Below are 24,721 nucleotides of genomic sequence, written 5' to 3'. Positions count from 1 at the left end.
GCGCGCCGTCGAAACGGAGGGCCGCCAAGCTTAACGCGCTGAGCCGGCCCGTGGTGCGGTGCGTCAGAACAGGTCGCTGGCCGAGCCGCCCGCCACGTCGGGGCCCGCGACCGGGGTCGATTCGCGCGCGGCCGCAAGCTCGGCAATGCGCGCATTGTGTACGGCCAGGTCGCGGCGCTCGACGACGAACACGCCCATCTGCCCGACCTGGAACTCGACCCACAGCAGGGGCAGTTCGGGCAGCAGCTTGACCAGATGCTGCTCCGATTCGCCGACTTCGCAGATCAGCAGCCCGTCTTCGGTCAGGTGCAGCGGCGCATCGCGCAGGATCTTCAGCACCAGGTCCAGACCGTCGTCGCCGGCGCGCAAGCCCATCTCGGGCTCGTAGCCGTACTCGCGCGGCAGCGCATCGGTCTCGTCGTTGGTCACGTAGGGCGGATTGGTCACGATCAGGTCGTAGTGCTCGCCCTGCAGGCCCGCGAACAGGTCGGACTTGAGGAACCGCGTGTTGCGCACCTCCAGCCGGGCCTCGTTCTCGGCTGCCAGCGTCAGCGCCTCGTCGCTGAGGTCGACGCCGTCGACATGCCAATCGGGGTTGTGGTGGGCCATCGCGATCGCGATGCAGCCCGAGCCGGTGCACAGATCCAGCGCGCGGCGCACCTCGCGGCCGCCCAGCCACGGCTCGAAGCCGGACAGAATCAGCTCGGCGATCGGCGAACGCGGCACCAGCGCACGGCGGTCGGACTTGAAGCTCAGCCCGGCGAACCACGCCTCGCCGGTCAGGTAGGCCGCCGGGACCCGCTCCTCGATACGACGCAGGAACAGGCCCAGCACGTCTTCCTTCTCGGCCAGCGTGACCCGCGACTGCCCGTAGACCGGGCTCAGGTCATGCGGCAGGTGCAGCGCGTGGAGGGTCAGTTGGGTGGCCTCGTCGATCGCGTTGTCGTAGCTGTGGCCGAAGGTCAGCCCGGCGGCGTTGAAGCGGCTGGCGCCGTAGCGGATCAGGTCGACGATCGTCTGCAGTTCTTCGGTCATGGCGCGCGCGGCTCGGGGGACGGCTTGATGGCCGGCGATTATAGGTCAGCGGCCGCCGCGCTCCCGCGTGCCGCCAGGCGCGCACGTGCGGCGAGCTATGATGCCCGGTCCCTCGACTCGGCGGCCCCAGACGGATGTTCAACCGCACCACCCTCGTGATCCTGTGCATCGCGCTCGCTGGCGGGCTCGGCCTGCTCGCAGCGCAGCGCTACTTCACCGGCGGCGCCGACGCCGATCGCCCACCGCTGCAGGTCGTGCAGCTCTACCCCCAGCCGCGTGCACTGCCGGAGATCGAACTGCAGCAGGCCGATGGCACCGCGCTGCCGACCCGCGCCCTGGCCGGGCACTGGACCTTGGTGTTCATCGGGTTCACCCAATGCCCCGACGTGTGCCCGATGACGCTGACCCAACTGGCGCAGGCCCAGCGGCGCTGGGAGGCGCTGCCCGAGGCGACCCGGCCGCGCGTGCTGTTCGTGTCGGTGGACCCCGAGCGCGACACGCCGCAGCGACTGGGCGACTACGCGCATGCCTTCCACCGCGACACGCTCGCCGCGACCGCCGACCTGCCGACGCTCGAGCGCTTCACGCGCGCGCTGTCGATGGTGTTCGCCAAGGTGCCGCTGCGCGGCGACGCGCCGGCCGACGCCTACACGATCGACCACAGCGCCTCGATGGCGGTGCTCGACGCCCAGGGCCGCATGGCCGGCGTGGTCTCGGGCAGCGTGCTCAACGGCGAGGCGCCACGGCCCGACGCCATCGCCGACGACCTGTTGCGCCTGACCGCGGACACCCGCCCATGAGCCTGACCACCACGCTGACCTATGCGCTGCCGCACCGCCTGCTGTCGTCGATGGCGCGCCGACTGGCCTACTCGACCCATCCGGGCACGCGACGCTGGCTGATCGACACGGTCGTGCGCCGCTTCGGCGTCGACCTGTCGGAGGCGGCCAATCCCGATCCGGCGTCCTACGCCAGCTTCAATGCGTTCTTCACCCGCGCGTTGCGCGAAGGCGCGCGCACTGCCGATCCGGACCCACGCGCGCTGCTGATGCCGGCCGATGGCCACATCAGCCAGTGCGGCGCGATCGACGGCGACCGCATCTTCCAGGCCAAGGGCCAGTCGTTCACGGTCGCCGAACTGCTCGGCGATGCCGACGACGCGGCGCCCTATCTCGACGGTCGCTACGCCACCGTGTACCTGTCGCCGCGCGACTACCACCGCGTGCACATGGCCTGGACCGGCACACTGCGCGAGACCGTGCACGTTCCGGGCCGGTTGTTCAGCGTCGGCACCGATGCGGTCGCCAACGTGCCGCGGTTGTTCGCGCGCAACGAGCGGCTGGTGTGCCACTTCGACACCGACTTCGGGCCGATGGTCCAGGTGATGGTCGGCGCGCTGCTGGTCTCGGGCGTGGAGACGGTCTGGGCCGGCGAGGAGATTCCCGCCTACGGCGACCGCATCCAGCGCAAGGACTACCGCGGGCGCGGCATCGTACTCGAGCGTTTCGCCGAGATGGCCCGCTTCAACTACGGCTCGACGGTGATCGTGTTGTTGCCGCCTGGCGTGGCCGAACTGGCACCGGCGCTGCACGCCGAGTCGCCGGTGCGCCTGGGCGAACGGCTGGCCACGCGCCTGGGCGCGTGACCGTGACCGCGCCCGGCCCGCACGTGCGGGCCCGGGCGCCGCACGCAAGGTTCAGCGCGCGCAGCCCTGCAGCGTCAGCGTCTGTCCCGGCTTGAGTGCGTACGCAGGCGCGCGCAGGCCGTTGGCGCGCGCGAGCGTCGAGATATTGCAGCCGTAACGCTGGGCGATCTTGCCCAGGGTGTCGCCGCGAGCGACGCGGTGGCTGCGCGCGGGCGCCGGGGCAGCCTGCGGCGGACGCGGGGCGGCGGGCGCGGCCGGCAGGGCCGCCGGGGCGTCGGCGCTGACGTCGGGCAGCACCTCGATCGCGCCGGTCCGCACGATCGCCGCGCGCGGGTCGCTGTTCACCAGTTCGGCCGCCAGGTCGGCGCGTGCACCGCGCACGCACCACTGGCGATACAGCCCGGCCATGCGCACGGTGCCGTTGAGCACGGTGCCGACCGGCAGCAGGCTCTCGGCCTCGTAGCTGGGATTGAGATTGCGCAGCGCGCGCATGTAACCGTCGCGGGTGTTGCCGTTGCCCAGACAGATCGTCAGCTCGTAGATCGACGCCGGCCGCTCGAGACGGAACGTCGCCGGCCGCGCATCGACCTTGGGGAAGCTCAGCCCATACTCCTGCGGGTGCAGGTACAGCCACGCCGCGGCGATCACCATCGGCACATAATCGCGGGTCTCGGGCGGGAACTGGTTGTAGACATCCGGGTCCCAGAAGCGCCGACCGGCGGCCTCGCGGTAGACGCGCAGCGCGCGCCCCTCGCCGCCGTTGTAGGCGGCCAGCCAGTACTCGATCTCGTTGCCGTGCTGGGCGAACCGCTCATTGAGATAGACCGCCGCCGCATCGGCCGCCTGACGCGGGTCGTAGCGCGTGTCGAAGCCGCTGCCGTCGGGACCCAGGCCGAACCGGCGCCCGGTCGCCGGCATGAACTGCAAAGGCCCGGCGGCGCCGGCGCGCGAACGCGCGTGCACCCGGCCATTGGATTCCTTGGCCATGATGCCGAACAGCAGCGCCTCGGGCAGTCCGCTGCGCTTGAAGGCCGGGGACATCAAATGCCGCATGTACTGGTAGTTCTCGTGACTGGTGATCAGCGACACGCGCATGTCGGTGAGCCAGCGGCGGATGCCGGCCTGGACGGCGGGGTTGAGCTCGACCATGCGCTTGAACCGCTCGTCCTCGCTCAGCAGCGCCGACGCGCTGGCGCCCGCCGGCACCTCGGCGGTCGGCAGCGCGACGTCCAGCGCATCGGACGGGGCGTCGTCCTCGCCCTGCCCGGCCTGCGCGTCGGCGTCGGCCTTGAGCAGGCGCTTATAGCTGGTCAACAGCTGCGGAACGCTGCAGCCGCGCTGCTTCTCGCAGGCCACCATCACGTCTTCCATATCCTCGAGCGCCGCATTGCTCGCCTCGACCCCGGCCGGGTCGTCGTTGGCGATGCGCACCAGGGCTTCGCGGTAGCGCCCCTCGGCATCGAGCATGCGCTGATTCAGCGCCTCGGCAGCCTCGCGGTCGCGGCGCGACTGCGCCTTTGCATCGGTGGCATGGCAGGACAGCACCAACGCCAGCGCCAGCGCGCCCAGGTGCGCGAACGGGCGCGGGAAGGAGAACCGGGAATCGGGCATGCGGGGCTTCGCTCTGAGGGGCCGGCAGGGTAGCCCCCGCCGTCGCGCCGGGGCAAGGCAATCGACAACCGCCGGGACTCAGCCGCCCGGTGGCCCGGTCCGGGCCCGCGAGCGGGCCCAGTCGCGCGTTTGCGCCGGGTCGTGGCGCGCGAAGCCGGCCGCCTCGATCGCCGCATCGAGGTCGGCCGCCGGCGCGGCCTCGAGATGGCGGGCGAGGAACGCGCGCGTCACCGCGGCGACACCGCGCGCGGTCGCCGCGGCATCCGCATCGCCGAAGTGCGCCTCGTGCACCGGCTCCGTCATCAGCAGCGGCAGGTCGCTGAAGGCCATGTGCCGGGTGCCGGGCACGCGCAGCCGGATCACGTCCGGCGTCAGCCCGACCTGCGTCCAGCGCTCGTAGGCGTAGTCGTTGTGGTGGAACGCAGCGTCGGCCGGCGTGCCGTCGTAGAGCGGAAACCGCACCCAGTCGCTGGCCAGCGCCAGCAACGGCCGACCGAGGTCGGCGTCGTAGAGCCCGGGGTCGAAATTCAACCCGTCCAGACTCACCGCCGCACGGCAGCTCGGCAGGCGCTGGCAGGCGGTCGCCGCGGTCGACCCGCCGAAGGACATGCCTGTGATCGCCAGCCGCTGCGGATCGGTCGCGGCGAGCACCGGCGCGAACGCCGGTGGCACATGCCCGGCCTGGAGCGCGCGCACCGCGAACAGCACATCCTCGCGCCAGGTGGCCTGGCTGGCGCCCAGCCGGCTGCCGGCCAGCGCCTGGGCGTAGCCGCCGATCAGCGTGGTGCGCGTGGCGTGATCGTCGGCGGCATGGAAACGTCGGCGCCATTCCAACAGGGCCGGCGCCTCGGCGGTCATGTCGGTGGGCACCACCCGACCATCGGCCAGCGCGAGATCCACCGCGTCACCGGGATGCCCCAGCGCCACCACGACGTAGCCGTGGCTGGCCAGCGATTGCGCCAGCGCGGTGTTCTGCGCCGGATACAGGAAGAAGCCGTGGCTCAGGACCACCAGCGGGAAGCCGCCGTCGGGGCGCGGGGCCACCCCCGTTCCGGCGCCTGCGGCGGTGCAAACGGCGATAGCGTGGGTGTCGTCGACGGCGTAGCCCAGATTGCGTGCCAGCGCCGGCAACAGCCGCACCGCCTCGTCCTGCGGCAGATACGGGCGCAGCGGCGCGGCCTGCGCGGCGGGGTACCAGGCGACGACAGGCAAGGTCCGCACCGCGTCGGGGGCCTCGCCTGCCACCCCGCGCCGCGTCGTGTCAGCCAGTTCGAAGCGCTGCTGGCCCACGGGCAGCGGTCCGTCCGGCGCGGGCAGCGCGCAGGCCCAGACCAGCGCGGGCAGCGCCGCAACGATCAGGCAGACCAGACGCGACGGGAGTCGAGAGGGCATGGCGACATTCCTTGAGAACATCCGTCCATTGTGCGCGCGCCGTGGACCGCAACGGCCGCCCGGCACCGGCGGCGGCCACGTCCTAGAATCACCACTTCCTCCAAGCGCTCTGAATCCATGGATCCGATCCTCATCGGCAAGGCCATCACCACGCCCGACGGCGGCCCCGTCCACCTGCTGCCCGCGCTGGGCAACCGTCACGGCCTGGTCGCCGGCGCGACCGGTACCGGCAAGACGGTCACGCTGACCACACTGGCCGAGGGCTTCTCGCGCCTGGGCGTGCCGGTGTTCATGGCCGACGTGAAGGGCGACGTGGCAGGCCTGGCGATGCCGGGCGAGATCGGCGAGGCGCTGCGCGAGCGCGCCGCGCGCATCGGCGTGCCCGACTATGCCGGCGAGGCCAGCCCGGTGGTGTTCTGGGACCTGTTCGGGGTGTCGGGCCACCCGGTGCGCACGACGGTCAGCGAGATGGGGCCGACGCTGCTGGCGCGCACCCTCGAGCTCAACGATACCCAGGCCGGCGTGCTCGACATCGTGTTCAAGCTCGCCGATGACCGCGGCCTGCTGCTGCTCGACCTCGACGATCTGCGCGCGCTGCTGGGCTTGGTCGCCGAGGAGCGCAAGGCGGTCTCATCCGAGTACGGACTGGTCTCGGCACCGTCGGTCGCGGCGATCCAGCGCGCGGTGCTGCGGCTGGAACAGGACGGCGGCGCGCCGTTCTTCGGTGAGCCGGCGCTGGCGCTCGACGACCTGATGCGCACGCGCACCGACGGCCGCGGCGTGATCGGCATCCTGGCTGCCGATCGGCTGATCCTCAAGCCCCGGTTGTACGCCACCTTCCTGCTGTGGCTGCTGTCGCAATTGTTCGAGACGCTGCCCGAGGTCGGCGATCTGGACAAGCCGCGGCTGGTATTCGTCTTCGACGAGGCGCACCTGCTGTTCGGCGACGCGCCGGCCGCGCTGCAACAGCGGATCGAACAGGTGGTGCGGCTGGTGCGCTCCAAGGGCGTGGGCGTCTACTTCTGTTCGCAGTTCCCCGACGACGTGCCGCAGGCCGTGCTCGGCCAACTCGGCAACCGCGTGCAGCACGCGCTGCGTGCGTATACGCCGCGCGACCAGAAGGCCGTGCGCACCGCCGCGCAGACCTTCGTGCCCAACCCGGCACTCGATGTCGCCGCCGCGATCTCCACGCTCAAGACCGGCGAGGCACTGGTCTCGATGCTGCAGGCCGGCGGCGCACCGGCGCCGGTCGAGCGCACGCTGATCGCGCCGCCGCGCTGTCGGATGGGTGCGATCACCGAGGCCGAACGTGCGCGCGTGCGCGCCGGCAGTCCGGTCGGCGCCAAGTACGACACGCCGGTCAATCGCGAATCGGCCGCCGAACGACTGGCGCAGCGTGCGCAGGCCGCGACCACCGCCGGCGACGCGCCACCGGCGAAGTCCCGCGACGCCGACGAGGCCGAGGGCGGCCTGGAACAGAAGCTCAACGAGTTCCTGTTCGGCACCAAGCGGCGCCAGGGCGCAGTGCAGGCCGCCGGCAAGCAGGCGGTGCGCTCGATCACCAACCGGATCGTGCGCAACCTGCTGGGCGGGATCGGGCGCCGATGAGCCGCTGGCGCCCGCCACCGGAAAAAAGCACCGCGCTGATCACCCCGAGCGGCCACGCAAGACTCAAGGCCGAGCTCGACGATCTGTGGCGGGTGCGCAGGCCCGAGGTCGTGCGCGCACTGTCGGCGGCGGCGGCCGAAGGCGATCGCTCGGAGAATGCCGAGTACACCTATCGCAAGAAGCAATTGGGCGAAATCGACCGCCGCGTGCGCTACCTCGGCAAGCGGCTCGAAGCGCTGCGGGTGGTCGACACCGTGCCGACCGATCCCGAGGCGGTGTTCTTCGGCGCCTGGATCGAACTCGAAGACCTCGACAGCGGACAATGCAACCGCTACCGCATCGTCGGTCCCGACGAGACCGACGCGCGCGAAGGCTGGATCAGCATCGATTCGCCGCTGGCGCGCGCATTGCTCAAGAAGCACATCGACGACGAGATCGCGGTCGAACTGCCGGGCGGCCCGCGCACGTTCGCGATCGTCTCGGTCGACTACGCCGCCGACTGAGATGGGCCGCAATCGCCGACACGGTGGCCGGGCGATCGCGGCTGCGAACAGAGGGATCCCCGCGCGCGGGACCTGCGCCGGCCTCATCTTGCTGGCGACCGCGCTCGCCGCCTGCAGCCCCGGCGCCGCCCCCACATTGCCGGCGGCCGCAACCGCCCCGACGCCTGCTGATACAACGCTCGACGCCCATGCGGCGCTCGCCATGCGGCTGCGGCCATTCCTGATCGAACGTGGCACGGGTCCATCGGGGCGCAACGCGCGCGCGGCCGATGACGAGCGGTTCCGGCTCGGCGCGTTCTGGAAGGCCCGGACCGACACCCACCACTTCGACGCCGCGTTCCGCGCGCGGGCGCAGGCCGCGCTGTCGGTGCACGAGGATGGCACGGCGGACGCGGCGCTGCGGCGGTTGCTTGCGACCGTCGAGGCGCGCTTGCCGGCCTGGCAGGCCCTGGTCGACTACAACGCCTCAGGGCAGATGCGCGACGATGGCGGCGACGGCGGACGGGCCTTGCTGCCCGGCGCGATCGCGGCGATCGACGCGATCGAGGCGGCGGCCTGGGCTTATGTCGAAACGGTCACTCAGACCGAGCCCGCACCGTAGATCCGCCGAGGGCACGCGCGCCGGACCTGCGCCCGGCCGGGCGCTCAGTCGATGCGCTGCAGCTCGTGGATCTGCGTGTCCGAGAACGCGCTGAAGTACCCGGTCGTCGAGGTGAACTTCTGCTCCGGGAACACGGTGCCCGGTGCGACGCGGCACATCAGGAACGCGCTCGACGACGCGCACTGCAGCCCGGCCTCGGGCGGAACCCCGGGAAACAGCCCGGCCTGCTCGCGCGCGCTGAGCGGCAGCATGGCCAGCCCCTCGCCCCGGAACATCGCCAGCCAGCCGCGGCCCTCGGCCCGCAACGTCAGCTGCGCGTCGGCCGGCACCGTCGCCGGATCCTCGTCCACCGGCCGGTAGGTCCCGCTCAGCCCGTCTGCTGCGGCTGCGACGCCGGCCACGAGCGCCAGCACCAGCCCCATCGCCATCTCCCTCGACCATCGCCTCATGCGTCCGTCTCCACGACTTCGCCGTAGAGATCATGCTCGTCGCTGCCCATGATCGCCACCTCGACGAAATCGCCAGGGCGCAGACCGGCCTCGCGGCCGTCCTGGATCTGCACCACGCCGTCGATCTCGGGCGCATCGCCCATCGTCCGCGCGATCGCCAGGTCGCCGTCGACGACGTCGACCAGGCAGGACTGCACAGTGCCGACCTTGGCCTCCAGGCGCGCTGCGGAAATCTCCGCCTGCTTGTCCATGAACCGCGCCAGCCGCTCCTGCTTCACCGCTTCTGGCACCGCATCGGGCAAGAGGTTCGCGGTTGCGCCCTCGACCGGCGAATAGGCGAACGCGCCGACGCGGTCGAGCTGGGCCTCGTCGAGGAAGTCCAGCAATTGCTGGAAATCGTCCTCGGTCTCGCCGGGGAAGCCGACGATGAAGGTGCTGCGGATCGTCAGGTCCGGACAGATCTCGCGCCACCGCGCGATGCGCTCGCGGGTACGGTCGATCGCGCCGGGCCGCTTCATCAGCTTGAGGATGCGTGGGCTCGCATGCTGCAGCGGCACGTCGAGATACGGCAGCAGCTTGCGGCTACCGTCGGCATGGCGCTCGGTCATCAGCGGGATGATGTCGTCGACATGCGGGTACGGATACACGTAATGCAGCCGCGTCCACACGCCCAGTTCCGACAGTCCCTCGCACAGCGCCTTCATCCGCGTCTGGTACGCGCGATCGCGCCATGTCCGCTCGGCGTAGCGCACGTCCACGCCGTAGGCCGAGGTGTCCTGGGAGATCACCAGCAGTTCGCGCACGCCGCCGCGCACCAGGCGCTCGGCCTCGCGCAGCACGTCGTCGACCGGGCGCGACACCAGGTCGCCACGCATCGACGGAATGATGCAGAAGCTGCAGCGGTGGTTGCAGCCCTCGGAGATCTTCAGATACGCATAGTGCCGCGGCGTCAGCTTGACCCCAGTGTCAGGCACCAAGTCGAGGAACGGATCGTGCCGCGGCGGCAAGGCCGCATGCACCGCGCCCATCACCGAGCCGTAGTCCTGCGGCCCGCTGATCGACAGCACGCCCGGATGCGCGTCGCGGATCATCTCCTCGCGCTTGCCCAGGCACCCGGTCACGATCACCTTGCCGTTCTCGGCCATCGCCTCGCCGATCGCGTCGAGCGATTCGGCGACCGCCGAATCGATGAACCCGCAGGTGTTGACGACCACCACGTCGGCATCGTCGTAGGTCTGCACGATGTCGTAGCCCTCGACCCGCAACTGGGTGAGGATGCGTTCGGAATCGACGAGGGCCTTCGGACAGCCGAGACTGACGAAACCGACCTTGGGACTGGCTGCGGACATGGGAACCGTGGCGGGTGCAGGAGGGAGGAGCCCATGCGCGCCGCCAAGCGACCGGACTGGGCCGGTCCGCGGCTGCGGGCACGAGGGGCCGCGCAGTATAGCGGCGGCGGCCGGGGCGGTCCTGCGGCCGCCGGCCTGGGGTAGACTCGGACCGTTCACGTGAACAGGACGCTGCCATGGGCCGGGACATCGTCGTCGCCACCGCGTCGGGGGCGGTCAACGCCTGGCGGGCCGACCCGCCCCATGGCGCCGCCGCGAAGGGCGCGATCGTGGTGCTGCAGGAGATCTTTGGCGTCAACGCCCACATCCGCAGCGTCGCCGACGGCTACGCCGCCGCTGGCTACGTCGCGATCGCCCCGGCCCTGTTCGACCCGGTCGCGCGTCATGTCGAACTGACCTACGAGGCCGCCGACTTCGAGCGCGGCCGCGCGCTCGCCGCAGAACTGGGTTTCGAGCGCGCGGTCGGCATTGTTCGCGCCACCCGCGACCTGTTGCGCAGTGAAGGCCATCGCCAGATCGCGGTGGTCGGGTTCTGCTGGGGCGGCAGCCTCGCCTTCCTCGCCAACACCCGTCTGGGCCTGCCCGCGGTCAGCTACTACGGCGCGCGTACCGTGCCGTTCCTGGATGAGCCTTTGCTGGCGCCGATGCTGTTCCACTTCGGCGTCGACGACGCCAGCATTCCCGAAGCCGACATCGCCGCCCACCGCGCGCGGCAGCCGGACGCCGAGATCCACGTCCACCCGGGCGGCCACGCCTTCAACCGCGACGTCGACCCCGCCCACTACCACCCCGACAGCGCCGCCGAGGCCCGCCGGCAGACGATGAAGTTCATCGCCGCGGCGCTGCTGCGCTGACCGGATGCCGACCATGCCGCACGCCACCGCCCCTGCCCACTACGCCCTGCACCCGCAATTGGCCGACGACACCCACCCTGTCGTCACGCTCGCGCTGAGCGAGGTGCGGTTGATGGATGATGCCAACTATCCGTGGCTGATCCTGGTCCCCCGTCTGCCCGACGCCCGCGAACTGATCGACCTGAGCCGCGAACAACGCAGCCGGCTGACCGAGGAGATCGACATCGTGGCCCGCGCGATCCGCGACGCGTTCCGGCCGTTCAAGCTCAACATCGCGGCGCTGGGCAACCAGGTGCCACAACTGCACGTGCACGTGATCGGACGCAACCAGGGTGATCCGGCATGGCCGGCTCCGGTCTGGGGCCGCGTCGCGGCCCGCCCCTACTCTCCCGAACTGTTGGTCGAGCGCATCACCCGCCTGCAGGCCGTGTTGCCCGACTGATCGCGCGTCAACGCACGCGGACCACGCGCGTGCCGGCCACGAAATCGTGCCCGCAGCGGCGGTCATTGCGGAAGATCATGCACACGCTGCCCAGGACCGCGAGCGCCCCCAGGCACGGGATCCCGCCCACCGCCTGCAACGGCAGATAGCGCGCGAACAGCGCACGCGCCACCGTCACCGGCCGGCCATCGAGCGTCACGATGCGGATCCCCAGCCACCGCTTGCCCCAGGTCTGGCCACCGACATGCAGCGGCCAGGCATGGATCGCCGCGAACACCAGCAGGCCGATCCCCATCCACAGCAGTTGCAGGCCGAACCCGACCTGCTCGCCGCGCTGGGCCGCCGCCATCACCGCAGACCAATAGCCGCCAAGCCACATCACCGGCGTCATGACCGCCAGGCCGATCAGCCCATCGATGACCACCGCGCCCAGCCGGGTGCCGCGCTCGGCCAGCACCTGACCTGCATCGGCCTGCAACTCGGCCACCGGGGCCTGGTAGGGATTGGACTCTTGCATCGCACGTCCTTGTTGGAGAGGAAAAGACAGCCCGCTCAGGTGCGCGGCAGCGTCACCCCGGTCTGGCCCTGATACTTGCCACCGCGATCCTTGTACGACGTCTCGCAGACGTCGTCCGCATCGGACTGGAAGAACAGCATCTGCGCGACGCCCTCGTTGGCATAGATGCGGGCCGGCAGCGGCGTGGTATTGCTGAACTCCAGCGTCACGTGGCCTTCCCACTCCGGCTCGAGCGGCGTCACGTTGACGATGATGCCGCAGCGCGCATAGGTGCTCTTGCCCAGGCACACCACCAGTACATCGCGCGGAATGCGGAAGTACTCGACCGTACGCGCCAGCGCGAACGAATTGGGCGGAATGATGCACTCGTCGCCGACCACGTCGACGAAGCTCTTGGGGTCGAACCGCTTGGGATCGACGATCGTCGAGTTGATGTTGGTGAACACCTTGAACTCGCGCGAGCAGCGCACGTCGTAGCCGTAGCTCGAGGTGCCGTAGCTGACAATGCGCTGGCCGTCGACGTGCTTGACCTGCCCGGCCTCGAACGGCTCGATCATGCCCCCCGGCTGCTCGGACATGCGGCGGATCCAGCGGTCGCTCTTGATGCTCATAGGGTGTTCCCGGGGGCGAATGCGGCAGTGAATACGCATTGTAGGGCCGTCACCGACCCGCCGCACCCCGCCGCGGTCACACCAACGACGCGGAGATCGACATCGGGGCGCGCGGGCGCTTCTCGAGTTCGGCGACCATGGCCCGTGCGACCGCACGGTAGGCCGCAGCCGCCGCCGAGCCGGGGGCGGAGGCGACGATCGGCGCACCGGCATCGCCCTGCTCGCGGATCCCGATCTCCAGTGGCAGCGCGCCGAGCAGCGGCACGCCATAGCGCTCGGCCATGCGCTCGCCGCCGCCCGAACCGAACAGATGCTCGACGTGCCCGCAGTTCGAGCACACGTGCTGGGCCATGTTCTCGACCAGACCGAGCACCGCGACTTCGACCTTCTCGAACATCTTCAGCGCCTTGCGCGCATCGAGCGTCGCGACTTCCTGCGGCGTGGTCACGATGACCGCACCGGCGACCGGGATCTTCTGCGCCAGGGTGAGTTGGATGTCGCCGGTACCGGGCGGCAGATCGACCAACAGGTAGTCCAGGCCGTCCTCGCCGCCCCAGCGCGTGTCGTTGAGCAATTGCTGAAGGGCCGACGTTGCCATCGGCCCACGCCAGATCATCGGCGTGTCCTGGTCGACCAGCAGGCCGATCGACATCGCCTCGATGCCATGGGCCTGCAGCGGCAGGATCGACTTGCCGTCGGGGCTGTCCGGCTTGCCCGACAGCCCCAGCATCGTCGGGATGCTCGGCCCATAGACGTCCGCATCCAGCACCCCGACCCGGGCGCCGTCGGCCGCCAGCGCAAGCGCCAGGTTGACCGACGTCGTCGACTTGCCGACACCGCCCTTGCCAGATCCCACGGCGATGATGTTGCGGATGCGCGGATGCGGATGGAGGGCGCCCTGGACGGCGCGTGCTGCCTTGGGGAGTTGCATGGGCTGAAGAATGCTCGAGCTGGGGCCGCCATTGTCCCATGCCACGCGACGACGCCTGACGACCAAGATGTCGCACCTGCCGCTCGACCGCCGCGGACGCACGACGAGAACACGCGCGCAGCCAACAGATCGGCTATAACGTCGCCAACTGCGTCGGCATCGCGCCGGCACCGAGGGAGGGAGCGCAATGAAGATGAACAAGAAGGCCATACTGCTCGCACTCGCGGCACTGCCGCTGGTCGTCGTATCGTTCTCGGCCTCGGCACAGTCGCCGGCCGGCCGCTGGAAAACCATCGATGACGAGACCGGCCGGGTGAAGTCGATCGTCGAGATCAGCCAGGCCGCGAACGGCACGCTGAGCGGCAAGGTCCTGGAGGTGCTGCATTCCGATCGCGGGCCAAACCCGACCTGCGACAAGTGCAGCGGCGAACGTCGCAACCAGCCGATCGCCGGCATGACCATCCTGTGGGATCTCAAGCCGGACGGAAACGAGTGGTCCGGCGGCACGATACTCGATCCCGCCAACGGCAAGACTTACCGGTCGAAGGCCAAGTTGATCGACGCCAACCGGCTGGGCGTGTCGGGCTGTATCGCCTTCATCTGCCGCGAGCAGGTCTGGCAACGGGAGTAAGCCGCAGACCGATCCCACAACGGGCGCGGATCCGATCCGCCTCTTTCCTGCTCCCCTTTTTGGAGGAGTCGGGAGCTTGCACCTGCAAAGCGTATTCAGCCAGAAGAATGCTGTGCGCCGACAGCGCATTCAGTGTCATTCCCTCTTCCGAATCACGACGAGAGCGGTCCTTGCCCACTTCCGCAAGTCTTGATTTCGTTACGAACCTATGGCAAAAGGGTTAAATCGGAGTTAAGTCCGAGCACCCTCCGAGGTCGACCTCTGGCGGGTTTTTTTTACCAAGGGGATGTATGTTGATGATTTCCAACAAGACCGCACCGCTTTGTGCGGCCATTGCGTTGTCGCTGCTGGCCACGGCAGCTGCCCATGCCCAGGATGCGGCGCCCAACACGGACACCCAGACCCTGGATCGGGTCAACGTCACTGGCTCGCGCATCGCGCGTGAGGGCTTCGTGACCCCCTCGCCGGTCACGGCGATCACCGCCGAAGAGATCCGCGCCACCGGTGCGATCACGATCGGCGACCTGATGACCAAGCTGCCGGCGCTCAGCGCAACCTACACGCTGGGCAACTCGACTCGCTTCATCGGCACCGCAGGCGTCGGCCTGCTCGACCTGCGTGGCATGGGCACCTCGCGCACGCTGGTCCTGGTCAACGGCCGCCGCCATGTCGGCGCGACCCCGGGCTCGACCGCGGTCGATACCAACACCATCCCCGTCGAGTGGATCGAGCGCGTCGAGGTCATCACCGGTGGCGCCTCGGCCGTCTACGGTGCCGACGCGGTTGCGGGTGTCGTCAACTTCATCACCAAGAAGTCCTTCGAAGGCTTCGAGCTGCGCGGCCAGAAGGGCGCGGCCAGTGAAGGCGGCTTCGGCCGGCAGTTCCTCAGCTTCTCGGCCGGCAGCAACTTCGCCGACGACCGCGGCAATGTTGCGTTCTCGGTTGAGCGCAGCGAGCAAGACCGTTTCAGCCGCACGAGCCGTGAGATCGGCCGTCGTTACCTGGTAACGCGTCCCAACCCGAATTACGACCCCTCCAAGCCCTCGAGCGAGGCGAACCCGCAGAACATCCTCGCCGGCCCGGGTGGCAACCACTCGATCTCCTTCGGCGGTTCGTTCTACACCGGCGGCGTGATCGATCCCAGAAACAACCCGTTCGATCCCACGCAGCGCTATCACTTCAATCCCGACGGTAGCATCTCGCGCAACCGCTACGACGGTTGGTACAACACCACCGGCACCTCGTGCATCGATTGCGACTTCACCGACCTCAATTCGTTGGCGGATCTGGAGCCGGAGTTCGATCGCACCAGCGTCAACGCGATCTTCAGCTTTGATCTCAACGACAATCACCGCGTGTTCGCCGAGGCGAAGTACAGCAAGACCGAAGCACACTTCTACGGCCAGTCGGCGTTCGATTCGCAGTTGCGTATCCGCACCGACAATGCCTACATCACGCCTGAACTGCGTGCATTGATGGCCGCCAACCCTGACCTGCTGCGGACCGCAACGCTCAACGGCGCGCCGGCCGAGTACTTCGAGATCGGCCGCATGAACGTCGACGCAGGGCGTCGCGGCGAGCAGATCGAGCGCGACACCAAGCGCATCGTGGTCGGCCTGGAAGGCTTCTTCGGCGAGAACTGGACCTACGAGACCTCGTTCAACTACGGTGAATCGTCGATCTCCCGTCTGAACCTCAACAACCGCATCAACGAGCGTTGGCACGCGGGCCTGGACACGGTTCTCGACGCCAATGGCAACCTCGCTTGCCGCAGCACGGTCGACCCGACTGCATTCAACATCCACACCGGCCGGCAGTACCGCGCCGACTTGGTGGCCGGTTGCGTGCCGTTCTCGGTCTTCGGCAACGGCGCGGTCGCGGCCAACCCGGCAGCCGCGGCGTGGTTCAACGTCGATTCGCTCAACCGCTCCAAGCTCAAGCAGACGGTCTACAGCGCATCGGTCGCCAATAATGCGCTGTTCTCCATGCCGGCCGGCGACGTGGGCTTCGCGGCGGGCGTTGAGCATCGCCAGGAGCGCAGCCAGGAAAACACTGATCCGTTGGCAGCTCAGGGGTTGACCTTCCTCAACGCCATCGCCAGCCGCGGTGGTGAATATAAGGTCAGCGAAGCGTTCCTTGAAACCACGATCCCGCTGTTGGCGGATCTTCCGGCCGTGGAGCGCCTGTCGCTTGATCTGGCTGGCCGCTACTCGCATTACGACACGATCGGCTCCACCAAGACCTGGAACATCGGTCTGGACTGGCAGATGTTCCCGTCGCTGCGCCTGCGCGGTACCACTGCAAAGGCCGTGCGTGCACCAAGCATTGGCGAATTGTTCAACCCGCAGTCCGAAAACTTCGCGGTGATCAACGACCCTTGCAACTACTTGGGTACGAACCCGAATCGGCCAGCGACCGCCGCCGACCTAGCATTGCGTCAGGCCAACTGTTCGGCGTTGGGTATTCCGGTTGGCTGGCAGGACAGCTACACCGCCCGTCGCCCAGGCGTGAGCGGCGGTAACCCGGATCTGCGTCCCGAATCGGCCGAGACCGTCTCGTTCGGCGCAGTGTGGCAGCCCGAATTCGTCAAGGGGCTGGGCGTGTCGGTCGACTACTGGCGGGTCACGCTCAACGACGCCATCGGCGCGGTGAATGGCCAGACCAATGCAACGCGTTGCGTGGACGCCCCCGGCGGCGTGGCGGGCAACCTCTTCTGCGGCCAGGTCCTGCGCGCAGGTCCGGGTGGCTACACCGATCCGCAGGGCCGTTTCTTCCCCGAGCACAGCATCTATAGCTGGCGCGCGTTGAACGAAAACCTGGCCAAGTCCCGCCGTGTCGGCGTTGACTTCGAGGTCGACTACCGCTTCGAGTTCATGGGCGGCAACATGGTCACGCGCATGGTTGGTACGCGCTTGATCCAGTCGCGCGAGTGGCAGTTCCAGGACTTCCCGAACGAGTACAAGGAGTGGGTCACCGCGGTCTCCGATCCGCGCCTGCGAGGCAATCTGGAAGCGGCCTACCAGCGCGGCGACTGGGACGTCTCGTGGACGGCCCGCTACATGCACCACAACCTGCGCGTCGAGCCGGCGTCGTACCAGAGCAACCCGGGCCAGACCAGTCCGATCCGCAATGGTTCGTACACCTATCACAACGCCCAGGTCGGCTACACGTTCCCGGACTCGGGCATCAAGGTGTACATCGGCGCGGATAACCTGTTCGACAAGGACCCGCCGGCGAACTACTTCGGTGCTGAAGCCAGCCACGCGTTCTACGACAGCGTCGGCCGCTTCGTGTACCTCGGTGCGACCTACAAGTTCTAATCCGCTTGTTGCGTCATAAAGTCATAAAAGAGCCCGGCCTTGGCCGGGCTCTTTTTATGACAAGGACCAGGCGCCGGAACGGCATGCGATAATCCGGCCCCGCTCCCGCCGTTGCCATCACCATGTCGCGCAAGCTGCTCGTCACCGCCGCCCTGCCCTATGCCAACGGTCCGCTGCACCTGGGCCACCTGGTCGGGTACATCCAGGCCGACACCTGGGTCCGGGCCCAGCGTATGGCCGGCGATGTGGCTCATTTCGTCTGCGCCGACGACACCCACGGCACGCCGATCATGCTGGCGGCCGAAAAGGCGGGAACGACGCCCGAGGCGTTCATCGCCGAGATCCACGCCGGTCACGTGCGCGATTTCGCCGCGTTCGGCGTCGCATTCGACCATTACGATTCGACCCACTCGGCGGCCAACCGCGCCATGGTGGAGACGATCTACGCGCGTCTGGAGCACGGCGGACACATCGCACGTCGCGCCGTTGCACAACTCTACGATCCGGTGCGCGGCATGTTCCTGCCCGACCGCTACGTCAAGGGCACCTGCCCGAAGTGCGGCACGCCCGACCAGTACGGCGACAACTGCGAGCACTGCGGCGCGACCTATGCGCCCAGCGACCTGATCGACCCGAAGTCGGTGGTCAGCGGCGCCACGCCCGAGGTGCGCGAGTCCGAGCATTTCTTCTTCGAACTCGGCCATTTCCAGGACATGCTGCGCGACTGGCTCGCCGGCGATGTCGCGGCGCCCGGCGTCAAGGCCAAGCTCGCAGAGTGGCTGGACGGCGATGGCGGCCTGCGCGCCTGGGACATCTCGCGCGACGCGCCCTATTTCGGCTTCGAGATCCCCGGCCACCCGGGCAAGTTCTTCTACGTCTGGCTCGACGCGCCGATCGGCTACCTGAGCAGCTTCAAGACGCTGTGCGTGCGCGAAGGCATCGATTTCGACGCCTGGCTGTCGCCCGACGGCGATGTCGAGTTGCACCATTTCCTGGGCAAGGACATCGTCAACTTCCACGGCCTGTTCTGGCCGGCGATGCTGCACGGTGCGGATCTGCGCGTCCCCACGCGGCTGCACGTCAACGGCTATCTGATGGTCGATGGCGCGAAGATGTCCAAATCGCGCGGCACGTTCGTCATGGCGCGCACGTATCTCGATCAGGGCCTGGACCCCGAGGCGCTGCGCTACTACTTCGCGGCGAAATCCTCGGGCGGCGTCGACGACCTCGATCTGAACCTCGACGACTTCGTTGCACGCGTCAACGCCGACCTGGTCGGCAAGTTCGTCAACCTGGCCAGCCGCTGCGCCGGCTTCATCCACAAGCGCTTCGACGCGCGCCTGGCCGACGCGCTGCCCGATCCGGCGCAGTACGCGCGTTTCGTCGCGGCGCTGTCCGGCGTGCGCGAGGCCTATGCGCGCAACGACCCGGCCAGCGCGATCCGCCAGGTGATGGCGCTTGCCGATGAGGCCAACCGCTACATCGACGATCGCAAGCCCTGGGTGATCGCCAAACAGGCCGGCGCGGACGCCGAACTGCAGGCCGTCTGCACCCAGGGCCTGAACCTGTTCCGCATCCTCGCCGGCGCCCTGCAACCGATCCTGCCGCGCACCAGCACACAGGCCGCGGCGTTCCTCGCAGCGCCCGTCACTCATTGGCACGATCTCGACCAGCCGCTGACCAGCCGGACGATCCAGGCCTATGTCCCGCTGTTCACCCGTATCGACCCGACCCTGCTCACCGCCATGACCGAAGCCTCCAAGGACACGCTCGCCGCCGCTGCCCCCGCCGCCCCGAAGAAGAGCGAGGCGAAGGCGCCCGCAACGTCCGCGCCCGCGGCCACCGACACCGCCTATGTCGGGATCGACGATTTCGCCAAGCTCGACCTGCGGATCGGCAAGGTCCTGGCCTGCGAGGCCGTCGAGGGCTCGGACAAGCTGCTGCGCTTCGAGCTCGACGCGGGCGACCTGGGCAAGCGCCAGATCTTCTCCGGCATCCGTGCCAGCTACGGCGCGCCCGAAGCGCTGGTCGGCCGCAACGTGGTGTTCATCGCCAATCTCGCGCCGCGCAAGATGCGTTTCGGCCTGAGCGAAGGCATGATCCTGTCAGCCGGGTTCGACGGTGGTGCGCTCGCACTGCTGGCGGCCGATGACGGCGCGCAACCGGGCATGCCGGTGCGCTGATCGTGCGATCGGGCGGCGCATAGCGCCGCCCAGGCGAGATCCGCGTTACTTGCGACCGCTGCGCCAGATCGACAGCAGGATCCACACGCCGCTCAGGCCCGCGCCGACGAAACCGAGCACGCCCAGCGCCATCAGCCAGCGGTGCGTTGCGCCGCCGCTGACGCTGTTCATGACGATCGACGAACCGATGATCAGCGCGGCGGTGACGACGCCGACCGTGAGCCGGTTGGCCGCAGCGTTGACCTGATCGCCGAACGACTTGAGCGAGGTCACCTCGATCTGCGCGCGCAGACGGCCACGACGCGCGGTCTGCAGCAGACGGCGCAGATCGCGCGGCAGATCGGCCAGAAGATCGATCGTGCTCGATAGCGTGCGTTGTCCGCGCCGCGCCAGCGCGCGTGGCGAATAGCGCTGCAGCATCACCCGTTCCAGCCACGGCTGCGCGGTGCTGGTCATGTCGAACCCGGGATCGAGCTGGCGGCCCAGGCCTTCCAGCGTCAGAAAGGCCTTGATCAGCAGCGCGAGGTCCGGCGGCAGCATCAGGCCGTGCCGACGCAACAGCCCGGTGATGTCGGCAAGCATCGCGCCCATCCGCAGATCGCGCAGCGGCAGACCGCGATACTGATCGACAAAGCCGTCGATCTCGCTCTGCAATCGGCCCTCGTCGACCTCGACATCGCTCGTCGTCCAGTCCAGCAGCACGTCGCACACGCTCTGCGGTTGCTGGGACACCAGCCCGTGGAGCAACCGCGCGACCTGGTAGCGCAGTTCCGGCGGCACGCGGCCGACCATGCCGAAGTCGATCAGAGCGATGCGGCCGTCGGGCAGGAAGAACAGGTTGCCCGGATGCGGGTCGGCGTGGAACAGGCCGTCCTCGAACACCATCTTCATGACGATCGCGCTGCCCGCGAGCGCGAGCGCGTGGCGGTCGAGGCCCGCGGCCTCGATGCCAGCCAGGTCGCCGCCGGCAATGCCGACCACCCGATCCTGTACGTTGAGCCGTTCGCAGGTCCATTGCCAGTGCACACGGGGCACGAGCACGGCCGGATCGTCGGCGAAGTTCGCCGCGATGCGCTCGGCGTTCCGGCACTCGGCAGCGAAGTCGAGCTCGCGCCGCAGCGACGCATCGAACTGGCGCACGACCTCCACCGGCCGGTAGCGACGCAGGTCCGGCGCCTGCGACTCGACGATCTCGGCCAAGCGCGCGAGCAGGCGCAGGTCGGCTTCGACGATCTCACGGATCCCGGGGCGCCGCACCTTCAGCACCACCGGCGTGCCGTCGTGCAACCACGCCAAATGCGCCTGCGCGAGCGAGGCGGCGGCGATCGGCTCGGGCTCGAACCTTGCGAACGCAGTGTCCGGTGCCTCGCCGAGGTCTTCGACCAACTGGGCGTGGATCGCCGCGTACGGCACCGGCGGCACGCGGCTCTGCAGCCGGCCGAGTTCTTCGATCCAGTCCGGCGGCAGCAGGTCGACGCGCGTGGCGAGGATCTGCCCGAGTTTGACGAACGTCGGGCCCAGGTCCTGCAGCGCATGGCGCACGCGCTCGGGTTGGGTCATGCGCGCGGTGTCGGCCGCGTGGAGATGCAGCAAGCGACCAGCACGTTCGAGCGCCCCGGCCATGCCGATGCGCTGCACGACGTCGCCGAAGCCGTAACGCACCAGGACTGACGCGATCTCCTGGATGCGGCCCAGATCCCGGACCGTGGCGAGCGTCTCCCACATCAGTCCACGTCCAGGGTCGCCTCGAGTCCGCGTAACGCCGCCGCGACCGTCTGCCGCCGCACCGCTTCGCGGTCGCCGTCGAAGTGATGGATCTGCGCGCGCGCATAGTCTCCGCGCCGCTTCCACGCGATCCACACCGTCCCGACAGGCTTGTCGTCGCTGCCGCCGCCGGGCCCGGCGATGCCGGTCACCGCGACCGCGATGCTAGCTCCGGAGTTGACCAGCGCGCCGGACACCATCTCGATTGCGGTCTCGCGGCTGACCGCGCCGTGCGTCTCCAGCGTCTGCAGGCTGACCCCCAGCAGCGCCTGCTTGGCTTCGTAGCTGTACGCCGCCAAGCCGCAATCGAACCAGTCCGAGCAGCCGGCGATGTCGGTCATCGCCTTGGCGATCCAGCCGCCGGTGCAGCTTTCGGCGGTCACCAGGCGATGGTGGCGGTCGCGCAGCAGGCTACCCAGCCGGGCGGCCATCGCCTGCAAGGTCGCGTCATCGGGAGTTGCGCTCATCGTCCTGCGTGCCTGTTCAAAGGCCTGTTTTACCGCATTCGCACGCGCGCGTCGCGCATTCAGGGAATTGACCCGTCGCCGCCATCGCGCGATCATGCCGCGCCGCCAGCATCAGGGCCGTTCCAGGTTTCCTCGCCAGCACATGGGCATCCCCGCCCGTCTCTTCGCTGACAGGAACCTTGCATGCACCGCCTCGCCCTGGCCGTTTCGATCGGCCTGCTCGCCATGTCCGCCCATGCCGCCGGACAGTCCCCCGCCACCGCCCCCGCTCCGTCCGATCACCGCGCCACCGCGCCGATCGCGACAGGCGAAGACGTGCCATCCGCGACCTCGCTGCGCTTCGGCCCGCTGCGCGTGCCCGGCCAGCGGATGCTTCGCTATCAGGAAGGCATGACCCTGGACGAGGCCGATATCCAGCAACAGCCAAAGGGAAATGGCGACATCGGCACACTGCTACGGATCAACCCGGCCGTGCAGTTCGACGATGCGCGCATTGGTTCGTCGCGACAGATGGGCGAGATCCGGCCGGCCGACATCAGCATCCATGGCGGTCTGTTCCACCAGAACCTGCTGCTGGTCGACGGCGTCTCGTTCAACAACGACCTCGACCCGGGGGGCGGCTCTCCATCGAACCCTCACCTCGTTGACAGTGTGCCCAGCCCCGCCCAGGGCATCGCGTTGGACACCGACCTGCTCGAACGCCTGACGGTCTACGACAGCAACGTTCCGGCCGCCTTCGGCGGCTTCACTGGCGGCGTGGTCGACGCCAAAACGCGGCGTGCCAACTCGGCGTTCGGTGGCAAGACCTGGTTCCGTACGTCGCGCTCGGTGTGGAACGAGCTCATCGTCCCGGAGGGCAACGAGCAGGCCTTCGTCGAATCGGACACGTGGACCAACCAGCCGGTATACGACAAGTACAAGCTGGGCGCGATGCTCGAGGGGCGTACGACACGGGGCATCGGCCTGATCGGCACCGTCAGCCGTACGCGTTCGGATATTCCCCTGCGCGCCTACAGCAACGGCGAGATGAGCTCGAGCGATGCCAACGTCAAGGAACAGCGGCGAGAAAATACCAGTGTGAGCCTGCGCGCCAATTACGCACCGACCGATCGACTGGAGATCGGCGCAGGCATCACCTATGCCCCGAGCAACGACCTCTACTTCACCAAGAACGCGAAGGACTCCTGGTTCGAACTCCAGCAGGGCGGGCCGGTCGCCAATCTCACTGGGTCGTGGCGTGGCGATGCCTGGACCTTCGATGGCCGCCTCGGCTACAGCGACATCGACAGTTCGCGTCGCGTCGACGCGGCGATCGATTACTGGAAGACCTGGGCGCGTTCGGAAGACAAGAACTGGACTCCCGAAGGGAACACAAACGCCATTGAGGGCAACTGGGGCAATATCGATCAGAGCACGCGCAACATCACCGCGTCGTTCGGCGCACAACGCGCGCCCCTCCGGTGGGGGCGAACCGAACACCGCCTACAGGCCGGTGTCGACCTTCGCGACCGCCATGCGCAGTATCACCGCCTCAACGATCATCACAGCTACATCAGTCCAAGACCCACGACCTCCTGCACCGGTCCGGATGGCACAGAGGACACCGTGTCGTGCTCACTGGCACCGGTCTATCGTACGCAGACAAATCGCGTGATTGCCGGCCAGGGCCAGTTCCATAGTACGCACAACCTCTATCGGGCCGGTCGCTTCGATGTGCGGGTACGCGAGTTCAGCGCCTATGTGCAGGACGATATCCAACTCGGCCGCGTGAGCCTGCGGCCAGGCCTGCGCTTCGACATGGACGACCTGATGGACCGCAACACCCTGGCGCCGCGCCTGGCGGCGAGCTGGGATGTGTTCGGCAGCGGAGACACCCTGGTCACAAGTGGCGTCAATCGCTACTACGGCCGCAGCCTGTTTGGCATGAAGCTGCGTGAAGGACGCGAAAACCTGCAGACCGAGTACGCGCGCACGACGGTTGCCGATGGCTGGCGGACGAAAAAGGCCTTCACTGCGAACAATCGCTTCGAGACGCTCCACGTGCCCTATAGCGACGAGGTCAATCTCGGTGTCCGCCAACGCTTGCAAGGTTACGTCGCCGACCTCAAGTACGTCAGGCGCCAGGGTCGGGACGAGATCATGCGCGAGCGCGTCGCGTCAGACGACGACACCGGATTCTTCTCGTCCTATGTCTACCGCTACGTCAACACCGGCCGCAGCGACAGCGAAACCGTCACGCTGGCGGTCGAGATGCCGACCTGGCACTGGCGCGATACGCACACCACGGCGCGCCTGGCCGCCGACCATACCGATATTCGCCGCAACTACGCCAACTACGACGTCAGCTTCAAAGACGGGACCTATAACCGCTGGGTCCGCTACAACGGCACGCTGATGCATGCCTATGAACTGCCCCAGGACGGCTTCAACCGGCCGTGGACCGCACGTCTGTCCACACAGACCCGCTTCGAGGCGCTGCGTCTGTCGTGGAGCAACTTCCTGCGCTATCGCGCCGGCCACCTGAACTTCGTCACCGTGGGCGAGGACGTGCTGGAGGAGAACGGGCAGACAGTCTCGGTCGACGTCATCGAGGAACGACACAACCCGAGCACCTGGACCTTGGACTCGACGCTCGAGTACACCCAGCCCCTGCGAGACGGGCAGGAAGCCTATATCCGGGTGGAAGCACAGAACGTCTTCAATCAGCGCAATCGCATGACCAGTGTGACCACCACGATCAATACCCTGTACGAACCGGGACGCACCTATTGGCTCGAAGCCGGGTACCGGTTCTGAACCTGACCATGC

General features: G+C 68.4%; 21 protein-coding genes. 11 read left to right on the top strand and 10 right to left on the bottom strand.

Going from position 1 to position 24,721, the window contains the following annotated elements:
• Positions 1-63: 63 nt before the first annotated feature.
• Positions 64-1,035 carry a 50S ribosomal protein L3 N(5)-glutamine methyltransferase gene (prmB, locus tag ABE505_RS04950; protein WP_346442294.1) on the bottom strand — a complete coding sequence of 324 codons (972 nt, stop codon included), beginning with the start codon at positions 1,033-1,035 and terminating at the stop codon, positions 64-66.
• Positions 1,036-1,169: 134 nt separating this feature from the next.
• On the opposite strand from prmB, the gene ABE505_RS04945 reads away from it, so the two are divergent.
• Positions 1,170-1,835: an SCO family protein gene (locus tag ABE505_RS04945; RefSeq protein WP_346442293.1), complete on the top strand. Its 666-nt coding sequence runs from the start codon at positions 1,170-1,172 to the stop codon at positions 1,833-1,835.
• A complete protein-coding gene (gene asd / locus ABE505_RS04940) occupies positions 1,832-2,680 on the top strand; it encodes an archaetidylserine decarboxylase (RefSeq protein ID WP_346442292.1) in 849 nt (282 codons plus the stop codon). Before ABE505_RS04945 ends, asd begins: the two co-directional genes overlap by 4 nt.
• Before the next feature lie 51 nt (positions 2,681-2,731).
• On the opposite strand, the gene ABE505_RS04935 is transcribed toward asd, so the two are convergent.
• Together ABE505_RS04935 and ABE505_RS04930 are read right to left on the bottom strand one after the other, a co-directional pair.
• The gene (locus ABE505_RS04935) at positions 2,732-4,291 is read right to left on the bottom strand and encodes a transglycosylase SLT domain-containing protein (RefSeq protein WP_346458265.1); all 1,560 of its coding nucleotides are present in this window, start codon (positions 4,289-4,291) and stop codon (positions 2,732-2,734) included.
• Between the two features lie 78 nt (positions 4,292-4,369).
• Complete coding sequence (locus ABE505_RS04930) at positions 4,370-5,683, bottom strand: hypothetical protein (protein ID WP_346442290.1); 1,314 nt, start codon at positions 5,681-5,683, stop codon at positions 4,370-4,372.
• Positions 5,684-5,800: 117 nt separating this feature from the next.
• Here ABE505_RS04930 and ABE505_RS04925 point away from each other — a divergent pair, with 117 nt between their 5' ends.
• The 3 genes from ABE505_RS04925 (at position 5,801) to ABE505_RS04915 (ending at position 8,395) form a co-directional block, all read left to right on the top strand.
• Positions 5,801-7,291, top strand: a complete 1,491-nt coding sequence (locus ABE505_RS04925; protein WP_346442289.1) for a helicase HerA-like domain-containing protein — start codon at positions 5,801-5,803, stop codon at positions 7,289-7,291.
• Entirely contained in the window at positions 7,288-7,794 is a 507-nt protein-coding gene (gene greB, locus ABE505_RS04920; RefSeq protein WP_346442288.1) for a transcription elongation factor GreB, read from the top strand. The genes ABE505_RS04925 and greB overlap by 4 nt, the downstream gene beginning before the upstream one ends.
• A gap of 88 nt (positions 7,795-7,882) precedes the next feature.
• Complete coding sequence (locus tag ABE505_RS04915) at positions 7,883-8,395, top strand: hypothetical protein (RefSeq protein ID WP_346446125.1); 513 nt, start codon at positions 7,883-7,885, stop codon at positions 8,393-8,395.
• A gap of 44 nt (positions 8,396-8,439) precedes the next feature.
• On the opposite strand, the gene ABE505_RS04910 is transcribed toward ABE505_RS04915, so the two are convergent.
• Positions 8,440-8,844, bottom strand: coding sequence for a hypothetical protein (locus ABE505_RS04910; RefSeq protein WP_346442286.1), 405 nt, complete (start codon positions 8,842-8,844; stop codon positions 8,440-8,442).
• The gene (rimO, locus tag ABE505_RS04905) at positions 8,841-10,193 is read right to left on the bottom strand and encodes a 30S ribosomal protein S12 methylthiotransferase RimO (protein ID WP_346442285.1); all 1,353 of its coding nucleotides are present in this window, start codon (positions 10,191-10,193) and stop codon (positions 8,841-8,843) included. The genes ABE505_RS04910 and rimO overlap by 4 nt, the downstream gene beginning before the upstream one ends.
• 176 nt (positions 10,194-10,369) lie before the next feature.
• On the opposite strand from rimO, the gene ABE505_RS04900 reads away from it, so the two are divergent.
• Together ABE505_RS04900 and ABE505_RS04895 are read left to right on the top strand one after the other, a co-directional pair.
• Positions 10,370-11,047, top strand: coding sequence for a dienelactone hydrolase family protein (locus ABE505_RS04900; protein WP_346442284.1), 678 nt, complete (start codon positions 10,370-10,372; stop codon positions 11,045-11,047).
• A gap of 13 nt (positions 11,048-11,060) precedes the next feature.
• On the top strand, positions 11,061-11,489 hold the full coding sequence (locus tag ABE505_RS04895; protein ID WP_346442283.1) for an HIT family protein: 429 nt from the start codon (positions 11,061-11,063) through the stop codon (positions 11,487-11,489).
• Between the two features lie 7 nt (positions 11,490-11,496).
• Here the strand turns inward: ABE505_RS04895 and ABE505_RS04890 are convergent, their stop codons facing one another.
• The 3 genes from ABE505_RS04890 to apbC form a co-directional block, all read right to left on the bottom strand.
• Positions 11,497-12,006: an RDD family protein gene (locus ABE505_RS04890; protein WP_346442282.1), complete on the bottom strand. Its 510-nt coding sequence runs from the start codon at positions 12,004-12,006 to the stop codon at positions 11,497-11,499.
• Positions 12,007-12,041: 35 nt separating this feature from the next.
• Positions 12,042-12,617, bottom strand: a complete 576-nt coding sequence (gene dcd, locus ABE505_RS04885) for a dCTP deaminase (protein ID WP_183426014.1) — start codon at positions 12,615-12,617, stop codon at positions 12,042-12,044.
• 76 nt (positions 12,618-12,693) lie between these two features.
• Positions 12,694-13,548: an iron-sulfur cluster carrier protein ApbC gene (gene apbC, locus ABE505_RS04880; RefSeq protein ID WP_346442281.1), complete on the bottom strand. Its 855-nt coding sequence runs from the start codon at positions 13,546-13,548 to the stop codon at positions 12,694-12,696.
• Positions 13,549-13,735: 187 nt separating this feature from the next.
• On the opposite strand from apbC, the gene ABE505_RS04875 reads away from it, so the two are divergent.
• The 3 genes from ABE505_RS04875 (at position 13,736) to metG (ending at position 19,682) form a co-directional block, all read left to right on the top strand.
• On the top strand, positions 13,736-14,179 hold the full coding sequence (locus ABE505_RS04875) for a DUF2147 domain-containing protein (protein ID WP_346442280.1): 444 nt from the start codon (positions 13,736-13,738) through the stop codon (positions 14,177-14,179).
• A gap of 296 nt (positions 14,180-14,475) precedes the next feature.
• Positions 14,476-17,499: a TonB-dependent receptor gene (locus ABE505_RS04870; protein WP_346442279.1), complete on the top strand. Its 3,024-nt coding sequence runs from the start codon at positions 14,476-14,478 to the stop codon at positions 17,497-17,499.
• Between the two features lie 122 nt (positions 17,500-17,621).
• Positions 17,622-19,682, top strand: coding sequence for a methionine--tRNA ligase (gene metG / locus ABE505_RS04865; RefSeq protein ID WP_346442278.1), 2,061 nt, complete (start codon positions 17,622-17,624; stop codon positions 19,680-19,682).
• A 45-nt stretch (positions 19,683-19,727) separates the two neighbouring features.
• Here the strand turns inward: metG and ABE505_RS04860 are convergent, their stop codons facing one another.
• Together ABE505_RS04860 and ABE505_RS04855 are read right to left on the bottom strand one after the other, a co-directional pair.
• Positions 19,728-21,407, bottom strand: a complete 1,680-nt coding sequence (locus ABE505_RS04860) for an AarF/UbiB family protein (protein WP_346442277.1) — start codon at positions 21,405-21,407, stop codon at positions 19,728-19,730.
• Complete coding sequence (locus tag ABE505_RS04855; protein WP_346442276.1) at positions 21,407-21,913, bottom strand: CinA family protein; 507 nt, start codon at positions 21,911-21,913, stop codon at positions 21,407-21,409. The genes ABE505_RS04860 and ABE505_RS04855 overlap by 1 nt, the downstream gene beginning before the upstream one ends.
• 183 nt (positions 21,914-22,096) lie before the next feature.
• Here ABE505_RS04855 and ABE505_RS04850 point away from each other — a divergent pair, with 183 nt between their 5' ends.
• Positions 22,097-24,709, top strand: a complete 2,613-nt coding sequence (locus ABE505_RS04850) for a hypothetical protein (RefSeq protein WP_346442275.1) — start codon at positions 22,097-22,099, stop codon at positions 24,707-24,709.
• Positions 24,710-24,721: the final 12 nt, after the last annotated feature.

Origin of the sequence: Luteimonas sp. TWI382, assembly GCF_039674545.1 — a bacterium.
Taxonomy (GTDB): domain Bacteria; phylum Pseudomonadota; class Gammaproteobacteria; order Xanthomonadales; family Xanthomonadaceae; genus Luteimonas.
Note: the sequence above shows the minus strand (reverse complement) of the source record. Positions and strands in the feature narration are given on the sequence as shown.